Origin of the sequence: Nocardioides alcanivorans (assembly GCF_021555175.1) — a bacterium.
Lineage (GTDB): Bacteria > Actinomycetota > Actinomycetes > Propionibacteriales > Nocardioidaceae > Nocardioides > Nocardioides alcanivorans.
Map to the genome: position 1 here is coordinate 31,335 of NZ_JAKGRW010000051.1, position 11,649 is coordinate 42,983.

Below are 11,649 nucleotides of genomic sequence, written 5' to 3' on the forward strand. Positions count from 1 at the left end.
GTGAGAGAGGCGCTGCACCCGATCGGGTGCAGCGCCTCTTCCACGTGTCAGCGACCGGTGCTCACTTCTTCTTGATCTTCACGGCCTTGGTCTTGACGGCCTTGTTCTTCCAGCCGGTCTTGGTAGCGGTGACCTTGACCCTGAGCTTCTTGCCCTGGTCCTTCTTGGTGGCCTTGTACTTGGCCTTGGTGGCCTTCTTGATGGCCTTGCCGTTGCGCAGCCACTGGTACTTCACCTGCACCGAGGTGTTCCACGCGCCCTGGGTGACCTTGAGTGTCTTGCCGACCTTGGTCTTGCCCGTGATCACGGGCTTCTTCTTGCTCTTGATCTGCTGGTGCACCGGAGCCGGCTCCTCTGGTGCACCGCTCACCTCGAACTCCCCGGCGACGACGACGTTGCGGGTGATGTCGGCACCCTCCTGCAACTGCTGGCCGCTCCAGAGCCGGACCCGGTAGGTCTTGTCGCCGAAAGCGACGGTCGAGCCGTCAGGACCTGTCGTGGTGCCGTCCGGAAGCCGTACATCGACACTGAAGTCGCCGGGAGCGCTGAAGGCCGCAGAAGGAACCAGCCCCCAGATGCGCGCATTGCCGTGCGGCTGGTGTGCCGGCAGGTGTTGGGCAGCGACGATCGCCGAGGTGCCGGCCTCTTCGATCACGATGCCGACCGTCGAGGATGCCGTGCCAGCACGGTTGGTCCAGCCCGTCCCGGACACGCTGATCGTGTCCCCGGGCGCCTCCGCGCCAGAGGCGTCGAGGTGAGCGGTGTAACTGGTGACGGTGCTGAAGATCGTGCAGACGGTGGTCACCGGCTGATTGTCGAGAAGGTTGATGGTGTGCTCGCCGCCCTCGGTGGCCTTGCCGTCCTTCTGGAAGCGGGGGACCAGCACGGGCTCGGAAGTGAACGAGCCGTCGTTCCCGACCAGGATGCGGGTCCGGGTCGCCTCTGCGACGTTCTCGTCCGGGTCGGCCCCCAGCTGGCCGTAGGCGTCGTGATCCATCTTGACAGCCAGCCTCTGGCCGGGGGTGAAGCCGTGCCCTGACAGGTGTAGTTCCTCGCCCGGTACGACAGCGATTGCCTCGTCGACGGTCAGCACGGCCGTGCTTGGGTTCGGATCGTTGCAGGTGGCGGCTTGCGCCGACTGGATGCCGGGGCCCACAGGGGCCAGGAGCGCGAACAGGACGGCGCCGGCAGTCAGGAGGACGGCCGGTCGCGGGTGGTGGAGTGCCATGGATTCCTCAGGTCTGGGCGATGCGGTGGGCCGAAGAGCGAGCCAGGGGCGGCCTCCTGGTCTTGGGGCCGCCCCTGGCGGGTGTCATGCGTACGGCAGGTGCGTCACTTCTTCTTGATCTTCACGGCCTTGGTGGTGATCGACTTGCTCTTCCAACCGGCCTTGGTCGCGGTGACCTTGACCTTCAGCTTCTTGGCCTTGTCCTTCTTGGTGGCCTTGTAGGTGGCCTTGGTGGCGCCCTTGATGGCCTTGCCGTTGCGCAGCCACTGGTACTGCACCTTGACCGAGGTGTTCCACGTGCCCTTGGTGACCTTCAGCTTCCTCCCGACCTTGGTCTTGCCCTTGATGACGGGCTTCTTCTTGCTCTTGATCTGCTGCGCGACCGGCGTCACCGGCGACGCGTCGACGCTGAAGGGCAGCTGGATCGAGCGCCCGGTGTCGCCGGTGGCCAATGAGCCAGTCAGGAAGCGGAACGTGTGATCGCCGGCGTTGAAGGCCGGGTCGGAGCCGTTGGCACCGCTCGTGGTGCCGTCGGGCAGTTGGAGGTCGACGCTGAAGGTGCCGTCGGCGTCGGCGTCGATGGTGGCCCAGGTCGTGGCATCGGGGCCGCGTCCGGGGATCTCGATGATATCGGTGACGCGGCTGAAGCCGCCATCGTCGATCTTGACCCCGAGGGTGGAACCGGCGGTGCCGTCCTTGGTGAACCAGCCTTCACCCTCGAGGGCGATCTTGCCGCCGACCACGGCGTCGCTGGCCACGCGCACCTCGGCGGCCGGGGTGATCTTGGTGATCGAGTCGATCGCGACCTCGCGGGTCTCGGTCTCGCCGGAGTCGAGGTTGACCGCGTAGTCCACGTTTCCGGTGGTGGCGCCGGCCTTGTCGACCATGTAGGCGGACCCGCCGGCGACGGTCAGGTGGTTGGCCGACTTCGTGATGCCGTCGGGCTGGATCGTCTCGATGACCTCGCCGCCGTTCCTCACGTCGACGACCGTGACCGAGCCGTTGCTGAAGTCGGCGACGTAGACGAGACCGCGCTGGCGGTCGACGTCGACTGCCAGCGCGCGCGGGCCGGTCTCGACGGAGTACTTCAGCTCGTTGGTCCCCAGGTCGAAGACGTTGAGGCTGTCCGGGTTGGTCCCCTGGGTCTGGTTGACGGTGTAGAGCTCGCCCGCACTCGGGTCTACGGCAACGCTTGACGGCTGCAGGGCGCCGACACCGTCGGACACGACGGTCGCGTTGGGGATCGGGTGCGCCTCGACCGAGAAGTCGTTGGCGGGGTCGACCACGTAGTACTGGTCGGCTCGGAAGTCGTTGGAGTAGATCCTGCCGGTGGCCTCATCGATCTCCAGGCCCATGGTCACGGCATATGCGGAGTCACCGGCGACCGGGTAGTCCTCGCGGGCCGGGATCGCGATCTCGCGGATGGGCTCGATCACGTCGCCTGCGGCGACGTCGGTGGAGTACACCGTGATGGAGGACTCGGACGCACCGCCGCGATTGGCCGCCGTCACGTATGCGAGGTTGCGTTCCTCGTCGACAATGACTTCACGGGGGTGATTGATCGCGACCTGGCTGATCGTGCCCTCGTCAGCGAGATCGAAGTCGTACGTGCCGGCGACGTACTCGAGGCTGTCGCGGTCGAAAACGCTGACCTGGTTGTCGCGGGTGTTGGTCACCCAGACGTTGTCGTGGGCGTCGTCGACGTAGATGCCGTGGGTGCTGAGCCACTTGGTCTGGATGCCGTCGGTGCCGTGTTTGAGCTTCGGCAGCGTTGCCGTCGCTTCGACCTCGAGGGTCTCCGGGTTCACTCGCGCCAGCGTGGCGACGGTGACCGGAGGGCGGCCCTGGGCGGAGGTGAGGAAAAGGTCACCGGTGTCGTCGGACACGGCGATCTGGTATTGGCCGGCGATGCTTGCCTTCGTCGTGGTGGTGAAGGCCAGCTCGGTGCGAGCGGTGGTATCGCTCTCGGCCGCGGTGGCCGCGTTCGTCGCCGCTCCGACGAACGCGGCACCGGTCGCGAGCAGGGCCAAGGAGGCAAGTGCCGCGGCAGGACGGCGCACGCGGGCCATCTGGGAAGAGTGGGGCATGGGTTTTCCTTCTCGGGAGAAATAAGGCAAGGCTTACTATAGTCAGATGTTAGGCGAATGACTCTTCCCCTGCTCGATGGGCGGACGTCCTCCACGCGAGAAGGCGGTCGTCGGACCGGCCACGAGGCTGGGTGCACTGGCGTTGCGGACCCCGGGGCCCGGAGGGTGCATGCCCTAAGGTGGTGCGGTCGCCCGCGCCCACCACGAGGAGCTACTGCCCACCATGGCCCCAGCGCACCCGCTGCCAGCGCTCCGGTTGACGTGGCCCGGCGGCAGCCGCGACTTCACCACGCCCGTGGTCAGCATCGGTCGTGTCGCGGGCGTGGACCTGGTGCTGGACCATCCCGACATCTCCCGCCGGCACGCCGAGTTCCGGCGTACATCACAGGGCTGGTATCTCGTCGACCTGCAGTCGACCAACGGCACGGCGCGAGACGACCGACGGATCGTGCACGACCTCATCGGACCCGGGACGACGGCGCGTATCGTCTTCGGCGGCGTGAACGGGGTGCGGGTGCTGGCCGAGGTGCAGCCGTTGCCGCTGCGGCAGGCGCAGCGACCCGTGCCACCGCAGCACCACGTCGCGTCGCCCCCGTGGACCCCGGCACCCGCGGTCCTGCCCGGCCGTTATGCGGACGGGCACACCGTGTTGCCCGGCAACCAGCCGCTGAACCGCTCGGTGACGATCGGGCGCTCCAGCACCTGCGACGTGGTGATCGATGACGCACTCGTCTCCCGGCAGCACGCGACCATCGTGCTCGGGCCGCGTCCGGTGCTGCGCGACCTCAACAGCTTCAACGGCACCTACGTCAGCGGCCGCCGCCTGCAGGGGGAGGTGACGCTGGTGCCGGGCACGGAGGTCGGCTTCGGCAACCAGACCTTCGTGTGGACCGGCAGCAACCTGGCGGCCAAGGCCGGACGTCGTGACCTCACCCTGCACGCCCGGGACCTGACCACCGTGGTGAAGGGTGGGCGACGGTTGCTCGACCAGATGAGCTTCGAGCTCGGGCCATCGTCACTGACCGCCGTCATCGGTCCCTCGGGCGCGGGCAAGTCGACCCTGCTCGGCGCCCTGACCGGTTCGAGCCCGGCGACTCGCGGTCAGGTCATCTGGCAGGGCGCGGACCTCTACACGCACTACGAGCAGTTGCGCTTCCAGATCGGTCTGGTGCCCCAGCAGGACATCCAGCACCCGCAGCTGACGGTCCGTCAGGGTCTCAACTATGCCTCGATGCTTCGGCTCCCGCCCGACACCAAGGCAGCAGAGCGTGCCCAGCGGGTCAACACCGTCGTTGCGCAGATGCAGTTGGAGAAGCAGGTCGACAACCGGATCGGCACCCAGCTCTCGGGCGGTCAGAAGAAGCGCGTGTCGATCGCGACGGAGCTGCTCACGGCGCCGCCGCTACTCTTCCTCGACGAACCGACCTCGGGCCTCGACCCCGGCCTCGACCGCGATGTCATGCACCTGCTGAGGGGCCTGGCCGACGAGGGTCGGGTGGTGATGGTCGTGACCCACTCGGTGCTGGCCCTCGACGTGTGCGACAACGTGCTGGTGCTCGCCCCCGGCGGCCGCCAAGCCTACTTCGGGCCTCCCGCCGGGGTGCTGGAGCACTTCGGGTGCAGGGACTACCCCGAGGTCTTCGACCTGCTCGACGAGCCTGATCTCTGGCAGCGGATTCCGCCGCCGGCCTCGGTCGACACCGCGCGCCTGCCCGTGGTGAACGCCCCGGTCGCGCATCCGCCGGTGCAGTCGCTGAGTCGACAGCTGTGGACCCTGGTGCGACGCAACCTCGCCGTGACCGTCGCCGACAAGATGTTGCTGGCGATGCTGGTCATGATGCCGCTGCTGCTCGGGGGCCTCAGTCGGGTCGTCCAGGGCGACGCCGGTCTCTCGATCCTGGACACTGCCAATGACTCCGGCGTGCTCAGCCATCGCGAGGCGCTGCAACGCCTGACCATCCTCATCGTGGCCGCTGCGCTGATGGGCACGGCGGTGACGATCCGCGAACTGGTCAAGGAGCGGGCGATCTTCCAGAGGGAGTACGCCGTGGGGCTGTCCCCGGGGGTCTACCTGGCCTCCAAGGTGATGGTGCTCGGCACGGCCTGCTTCGCCCAGGGCATGGTGGTCACGTGGATCGCGATGGCGGGCCTGCCCGGGCCCGACGACAACGGTGTGCTCGGGTTGGGACTGCTCGAGATCGCCCTGGCCATCGGCACGGTCACGTTCGCCATGGCGGTGCTGGGGTTGGCTGTCTCCGCCGTGGTGACCTCCTCGGAGCAGACCATGCCCGCACTGGTGGGCCTCGTCATGCTGCAACTGGTCCTGTGCGGTGCGCTGGTGCCGGTTGCCGGCCGCGCCGTCCTGGAGCAACTGGCCTGGCTGGCCCCTGCGCGCTGGGGTTTCGCGGCGGCCGCCTCGTCGGTCGACCTGGACGCTGCCTCACGCCAGGCCAATGATCGTGGCGCGGAGGAGGAGCTCGACGGGCTCTACCAGGCCACTGCCGGACAGTGGTTCCTCGACATGACGGTGCTGTGGATCCTGGTCGGGGTGTTGGTTGCCGCAGCCTTCCTGCTCGTGCGCAGGAGCGCCGTACGCCGTTGACGTCCGCAGGGTGGGAATGTTGCGGCGAGCGATCGCGTTGGCCATCCATGTGAGTGCAACTGGTCCTTCCCTGTCCGTGCTCGACCTCGTGCCGGTGCGCAGCAACCAGTCGTCGGTGGACGCGGTCGCAGCCTCGCGCTCGTTGGCGAAGGTGGCCGACCGTCTCGGCTTCGAGCGCTACTGGGTCGCCGAGCACCACAACATGCCCGCTGTCGCGGCGACCAACCCGCCGGTGCTGATCAGCCTCCTGGCTGCCGTCACCGAGCGGATTCGACTGGGTTCTGGGGGAGTGATGCTGCCCAACCATGCCCCGTTGGTGGTGGCCGAGCAGTTCGCCCTGCTCGAGGCCGCCTTCCCCGGGCGGATCGATCTGGGCATCGGCCGGGCGCCCGGCACCGACCCGGTCACCAGCTGGGCCCTGCGCAACGGAGCGGGGAGGAGGCCGTCGCCCGCTTCCCCCAGTACGTCGACGACGTCATCACCCTCATGTCCCCGGCAGGTGCCGGGGTGCGGGTGTCCGGACGCAACCACGAGCTGCGCGCCACGCCCAGGGCCGAGCACGTGCCCGACCTGTGGCTCCTCGGGTCGTCGGACTACTCGGCGCGCCTGGCCGCGGAGCGAGGCCTGCCCTATGTCTTCGCCCATCATTTCTCCGGGCAGGGAACGGCGGAGGCCCTGGAGCTCTACCGGAGCCAGTTCAAGCCGTCGCAGGCCTGCCCGGAACCACGCACCTTCCTGACCGTCAACGTGGTCGCTGCCGACTCCGAGGCGGAGGCGCAGCGTCTCGCCCTCCCGCAGTTGCAGTCCATGCTGTCGTTGCGTACCGGTGCGCCCCTGCAACCCCAGCGGTTGGTGGAGGAGGCTGCTGCGGTGGAGACTCCCGCGGCGCACCAACCGCTTCTCGACGCGATGCGTTCGCGTTGGGTGATCGGTGACGGCGCCCAGGTGCGTGGCAGGTTGACGGCGCTGGCTGAGGAGTTCGGCGTCGACGAGGTGATGGTGCATCCCGTCGCGGGGGCGCATGCGGGCGAGCCGGCCGACCGTGCGCCCGCACGGGAGCGCACCCTCGAGTTGGTGGCGTGCGCAGATTAGGGAAAGCGCGGCCGATCGGGCTAGACTGAGCGACTGGCCCAACGTGGGTCTGTTTCGTGTTGCCCAACGGCTGTCCGGCCAGTGGGGTCGACGTCCTCGTGGGCGGCGATCACCGGTGTCCGGCCAGGGTGCCACGGAGCGGTTCCGCGAGGTCCACCCGGCGCGTCCGGGAGGTTCCCGGGTCAGCCACATGGGCCCACGCCCGCGTGGTGCAGAAAACGGTAGAACACACACGAGCGGATTGCGGAGGACATGCCGAAGAAAGAAGGCGTGATCGAGATCGAGGGCACCGTCGTCGAGGCGTTGCCCAACGCGATGTTCCGAGTGGAGCTGTCCAACGGCCACAAGGTTCTCGCACACATCAGCGGCAAGATGCGGCAGCACTACATCCGGATCCTCCCCGAGGACCGGGTGGTGGTGGAGCTCTCGCCCTACGACCTCACCCGCGGCCGGATCGTCTACCGCTACAAGTGATCGGCGCTGGACCCACCTTCGTGGACGGGTCCGGTTCCGCGTGACTTGGTCCAACAGCCGAACCAAGAAGAAAGGCTTTCCTCGTGAAGGTCAACCCGAGCGTCAAGCCGATCTGTGACAAGTGCAAGGTGATCCGTCGCCACGGCCGCGTCATGGTGATCTGCGAGAACCCGCGCCACAAGCAGCGGCAGGGCTGAGTCGGTCCCGGCGCCGGTCCGCCGGCGGGGCACTGACGCAACACCCGGATCAGTTCCGGCTCGCAACAACTGAAGATGAATCAGTCCACGTGATTGCTCAGGCACGCAAGTGTCGAACCACCTCCGGTGCGGATGGCCGGAGCCGGACTGGCCCAGGAGGGTCAGGACCGGGTGCATCACGACCACACCACCGCAGAAGAAGGGAAACGCCATCATGGCTCGCCTTGCAGGGGTCGACCTCCCGCGCGAAAAGCGCATCGAGATCGCACTCACCTACATCTACGGCATCGGCCGTACCCGTGCCCAGCAGCTGCTCGAAGCGACGGGTGTCAACCCGAACCTCCGGGTCCACGAGCTGGGTGACGAGGAGCTGGTCAAGCTCCGCGACGAGATCGACGCCAACTTCAAGATCGAGGGTGACCTCCGTCGCGAGGTCCAGGCAGACATCCGCCGCAAGATCGAGATCGGCAGTTACCAGGGTCGCCGCCACCGCATGGGCCTCCCGGTCCGCGGTCAGCGCACCAAGACCAACGCCCGCACCCGCAAGGGTCCGAAGCGGACTGTCTCCGGCAAGAAGAAGAAGTGATCGCTGCCTGACGTCGGCCTCCGTGCCACGACAGCCGCGAGCACCTCGTCTCGAACTCACTCGACCAGAACCTCAGGAGTAGTACATGCCTCCCAAGAGCCGCAGCGCGGCCGGCGCCAAGAAGGTGCGCCGCAAGGAGAAGAAGAACGTCGCTCAGGGCGAAGCCCACATCAAGAGCACGTTCAACAACACCATCGTCACCATCACCGACCCCACCGGTGCGGTGATCTCGTGGGCCTCTGCCGGCACCGTCGGCTTCAAGGGCTCGCGCAAGTCCACGCCGTACGCCGCTCAGATGGCTGCTGAAGCCGCTGGTCGTCGGGCGATGGAGCACGGCATGAAGAAGATCGACGTCTTCGTCAAGGGTCCCGGCTCCGGCCGCGAGACCGCGATCCGTTCGCTTGGCGCCATCGGCCTCGAGGTCGGCACCATCCAGGACGTCACGCCCACGCCCCACAACGGATGCCGGCCGCCCAAGCGCCGCCGCGTCTGATCGCCTACGTCGAAGACTTTGCAAGGAGACTAGAAAATGGCCCGTTACACCGGCCCCATGACGCGCAAGTCGCGTCGTCTCGGCGTCGACCTCGTCGGCGGAGACCAGGCGTTTGAGCGCCGTCCCTACGCTCCCGGCCAGCACGGCCGTGCGCGTATCAAGGAAAGCGAATACCGCAACCAGCTGCACGAGAAGCAGAAGGCCCGCTTCTCGTACGGCGTGATGGAGAAGCAGTTCCACCGTTACTACGTCGAGGCGGCCCGCCGCCCCGGAAAGACCGGTGACAACCTGCTGCAGCTCCTCGAGGCCCGCCTCGACAACGTTGTCTACCGTGCCGGCTTCGCCCGGACCCGTCGTCACGCCCGCCAGCTGGTCGTGCACGGTCACTTCAAGGTGAACGGCAAGAAGGTCGACATCCCGTCCTACCAGGTCGCTGCCCACGACGTGATCGACGTGCGGGAGAAGAGCCTGGAGATGACCCCGTTCATCGTGGCTCGTGAGACCCACGGCGAGCGCGTTGTGCCGGCTTGGCTGGAAGCCCTCCCGAGCCGTATGCGGATCCTTGTCCACCAGCTCCCCGTGCGGGCGCAGATCGACATGCCGGTCCAGGAGCAGCTGATCGTCGAGTTCTACTCGAAGAAGTAATCGCCTGCCCGGTCCTCCGCGCTTGTGCGGAGGACCGGATCTTCCCATCGATCACCGTAGTTCGGGCCCATCAAATGGTGGGTGGGCCCGGGAAGGACAACATCAGTGCTTATCGCTCAGCGCCCGACCCTGTCGGAAGAGTCCGTTGACGAGTTCCGCTCGCGGTTCGTGATCGAGCCGCTGGAACCCGGCTTCGGCTACACGCTTGGCAATTCGCTCCGCCGTACCCTGCTCAGCTCCATCCCCGGTGCAGCGGTCACGAGCATCAAGGTGGACGGCGTCCTCCACGAGTTCTCGACCATCGAGGGCGTGAAGGAAGACGTCACCGAGGTGATCTTGAACCTCAAGGGCCTGGTCGTCTCCTCGGAGCACGACGAGCCCGTCACGATGTACCTGCGCAAGCAGGGCGCCGGTGACGTCACCGCCGCCGACATCGCGCCTCCGGCCGGTGTCGAGGTGCACAACCCCGACCTGAAGCTCGCGACGCTCTCCGACAACGGAAAGCTCGAGATGGAGCTCGTGGTGGAGCGTGGCCGTGGCTACGTCAGCGCCGTGCAGAACAAGGGTGCTGACAACGAGATCGGCCGGATGCCGGTCGACTCGATCTACTCGCCCGTCCTCAAGGTCACCTACAAGGTCGAGGCGACGCGTGTTGAGCAGCGCACGGACTTCGACCGTCTGGTGATCGACGTCGAGACCAAGCCGTCGATCCGTCCTCGCGACGCGATCGCCTCGGCTGGCAAGACCCTGGTCGAGCTGTTCGGCCTCGCCCGCGAGCTGAACGTCGAGGCCGAGGGCATCGACATCGGCCCGTCGCCGGTCGACGAGCAGTTGGCTGCCGACCTCGCCCTCCCGGTCGAGGACCTGCAGTTGACCGTTCGCTCCTACAACTGCCTCAAGCGTGAGGGCATCCACACCGTGGGTGAGCTCATCTCCCGTTCGGAGCAGGACCTCCTGGACATCCGGAACTTCGGTTCCAAGTCCATCGACGAGGTCAAGGGCAAGCTGGTCGAGATGGGTCTGTCCCTCAAGGACAGCGCCCCCGGCTTCGACGCCGCAGCGGCTCTCGCGGCCTACGGTGACGAGGACGACGACGCCAGCTTCGTCGAGGACGAGCAGTACTGAGTTGAACCGTGCGAGCGTGTCGCCTCCGGCGGCACGCTCGCACATCAGCACCATCACATTCGTCAATCCGGTACCTGATACGGCCGGCTAACCCGGTACCTGACACGGCCGGGCAGAAAGAGAGAGCATCATGCCTACTCCCACCAAGGGAACCCGCTTCGGCGGCAGCCCGGCGCACCAGCGCCTGATCCTGGCCAACTTGGCCACCGCGCTCTTCGAGCACGGCCGGATCGTCACCACCGAGGCCAAGGCCCGCCGGCTGCGCCCGGTGGCCGAGAAGCTCATCACCAAGGCCAAGAAGGGCGACCTGCACAACCGTCGCGAGGTCCTCAAGACCATCCGTGACAAGGGCGTCGTGCACGTGCTCTTCACCGAGATCGCTCCCACGTTCGCGGAGCGTCCCGGTGGCTACACCCGGATCACCAAGATCGGCCCCCGCAAGGGTGACAACGCGCCGATGGCCGTCATCGAGCTGGTGACCGAGGCCTACGAGCCGAAGGCTCGCGCCCCCAAGGCCGAGGCTGCTGCCCCGGTCGAGGAGCCGGCCGCCGAGGTCGTCGAGGAGACCGCCGAGGTCGAAGCAGCAGAAGAGACCGCTGAGGAGACCACCGAGGCCCCGGCCGAGGAGTCTGCTGAGGAGTCCAAGGACGCCTGAGTCCGTCTCGTCCACGAGGCCCGTCATCCGCGAGGATGGCGGGCCTCGTGGCATTTCGCCCACTCCCGTTGGTCGAGCCCGTACCCCGTTGGTCGAGCCTGTTTGCCGTTGGTCGAGCTTGTCGAGACCACGCCCCGGGCCGTGCTGGTACCCCGTTGGTCGAGCTTGTCGAGACCACGCCCCGGGCCGTGCTGGTACCCCGTTGGTCGAGCTTGTCGAGACCCTGCACGTGGGTGTCGAGACCACGGCCCCGGGCCGTGCCGTCCGGGGCAACCTCCCTCGCTGGGGCGGCGCGTCGTGCGCGCGGCTCTTTGGGTGGGTTGCGTGGGGTGGGCGCCCGCCGCGGCCAAGCCCCTTGACGCTCCGTCGGCAACCCCGGACGTCCCACCCCGCACCTGTACTCCGTTGGTCGAACCTGTCCCCCGCTGGTCGAGCCTGTCGAGACCATGTACGCCTGTTGGGTCG

General features: G+C 67.3%; 11 protein-coding genes and 1 pseudogene. 10 read left to right on the plus strand and 2 right to left on the minus strand.

Going from position 1 to position 11,649, the window contains the following annotated elements; all coding sequences use genetic code 11:
• Positions 1-61: 61 nt before the first annotated feature.
• Both L1066_RS21605 and L1066_RS27135 read right to left on the minus strand, forming a co-directional pair.
• Positions 62-1,228: a hypothetical protein gene (locus L1066_RS21605; RefSeq protein ID WP_235738463.1), complete on the minus strand. Its 1,167-nt coding sequence runs from the start codon at positions 1,226-1,228 to the stop codon at positions 62-64.
• A 104-nt stretch (positions 1,229-1,332) separates the two neighbouring features.
• Positions 1,333-3,315 carry a beta-propeller fold lactonase family protein gene (locus L1066_RS27135; protein ID WP_283095555.1) on the minus strand — a complete coding sequence of 661 codons (1,983 nt, stop codon included), beginning with the start codon at positions 3,313-3,315 and terminating at the stop codon, positions 1,333-1,335.
• 223 nt (positions 3,316-3,538) lie between these two features.
• Here L1066_RS27135 and L1066_RS21620 point away from each other — a divergent pair, with 223 nt between their 5' ends.
• From L1066_RS21620 to rplQ, 10 genes and pseudogenes are all read left to right on the plus strand, one after another.
• On the plus strand, positions 3,539-5,917 hold the full coding sequence (locus L1066_RS21620; protein ID WP_235738464.1) for an FHA domain-containing protein: 2,379 nt from the start codon (positions 3,539-3,541) through the stop codon (positions 5,915-5,917).
• A 16-nt stretch (positions 5,918-5,933) separates the two neighbouring features.
• Positions 5,934-6,281 (plus strand): annotated as a pseudogene (locus L1066_RS27140) (LLM class flavin-dependent oxidoreductase); the annotation flags it as partial.
• A 122-nt stretch (positions 6,282-6,403) separates the two neighbouring features.
• Positions 6,404-7,009 carry an LLM class flavin-dependent oxidoreductase gene (locus tag L1066_RS27145; RefSeq protein WP_283095556.1) on the plus strand — a complete coding sequence of 202 codons (606 nt, stop codon included), beginning with the start codon at positions 6,404-6,406 and terminating at the stop codon, positions 7,007-7,009.
• A gap of 252 nt (positions 7,010-7,261) precedes the next feature.
• Positions 7,262-7,483 carry a translation initiation factor IF-1 gene (infA, locus tag L1066_RS21630; protein WP_011757309.1) on the plus strand — a complete coding sequence of 74 codons (222 nt, stop codon included), beginning with the start codon at positions 7,262-7,264 and terminating at the stop codon, positions 7,481-7,483.
• 83 nt (positions 7,484-7,566) lie between these two features.
• Positions 7,567-7,680: a 50S ribosomal protein L36 gene (gene rpmJ, locus L1066_RS21635; protein WP_004008316.1), complete on the plus strand. Its 114-nt coding sequence runs from the start codon at positions 7,567-7,569 to the stop codon at positions 7,678-7,680.
• Between the two features lie 214 nt (positions 7,681-7,894).
• Positions 7,895-8,266 (plus strand): 30S ribosomal protein S13, encoded by a 372-nt coding sequence (gene rpsM / locus L1066_RS21640; protein ID WP_235738465.1) that lies wholly within the window; start codon positions 7,895-7,897, stop codon positions 8,264-8,266.
• 85 nt (positions 8,267-8,351) lie between these two features.
• Entirely contained in the window at positions 8,352-8,759 is a 408-nt protein-coding gene (rpsK, locus tag L1066_RS21645; protein ID WP_235738466.1) for a 30S ribosomal protein S11, read from the plus strand.
• Positions 8,760-8,795: 36 nt separating this feature from the next.
• Positions 8,796-9,404, plus strand: a complete 609-nt coding sequence (rpsD, locus tag L1066_RS21650; protein WP_235738467.1) for a 30S ribosomal protein S4 — start codon at positions 8,796-8,798, stop codon at positions 9,402-9,404.
• A gap of 105 nt (positions 9,405-9,509) precedes the next feature.
• Positions 9,510-10,529, plus strand: a complete 1,020-nt coding sequence (locus L1066_RS21655; RefSeq protein WP_235738468.1) for a DNA-directed RNA polymerase subunit alpha — start codon at positions 9,510-9,512, stop codon at positions 10,527-10,529.
• Between the two features lie 130 nt (positions 10,530-10,659).
• Positions 10,660-11,184 (plus strand): 50S ribosomal protein L17, encoded by a 525-nt coding sequence (rplQ, locus tag L1066_RS21660; protein WP_235738469.1) that lies wholly within the window; start codon positions 10,660-10,662, stop codon positions 11,182-11,184.
• Positions 11,185-11,649 lie beyond the last annotated feature (465 nt).

Coding starts and splice junctions, on each gene's coding strand:
- L1066_RS21620 (WP_235738464.1), top strand. CDS start 3,539: ATGGCCCCAGCGCACCCGCTGCCAGCGCTCCGGTTGACGTGGCCCGGC.
- L1066_RS27135 (WP_283095555.1), bottom strand. CDS start 3,315: ATGCCCCACTCTTCCCAGATGGCCCGCGTGCGCCGTCCTGCCGCGGCA.
- L1066_RS21605 (WP_235738463.1), bottom strand. CDS start 1,228: ATGGCACTCCACCACCCGCGACCGGCCGTCCTCCTGACTGCCGGCGCC.
- infA (WP_011757309.1), top strand. CDS start 7,262: ATGCCGAAGAAAGAAGGCGTGATCGAGATCGAGGGCACCGTCGTCGAG.
- rpsK (WP_235738466.1), top strand. CDS start 8,352: ATGCCTCCCAAGAGCCGCAGCGCGGCCGGCGCCAAGAAGGTGCGCCGC.
- rpsD (WP_235738467.1), top strand. CDS start 8,796: ATGGCCCGTTACACCGGCCCCATGACGCGCAAGTCGCGTCGTCTCGGC.
- rpsM (WP_235738465.1), top strand. CDS start 7,895: ATGGCTCGCCTTGCAGGGGTCGACCTCCCGCGCGAAAAGCGCATCGAG.
- L1066_RS27145 (WP_283095556.1), top strand. CDS start 6,404: ATGTCCCCGGCAGGTGCCGGGGTGCGGGTGTCCGGACGCAACCACGAG.
- rplQ (WP_235738469.1), top strand. CDS start 10,660: ATGCCTACTCCCACCAAGGGAACCCGCTTCGGCGGCAGCCCGGCGCAC.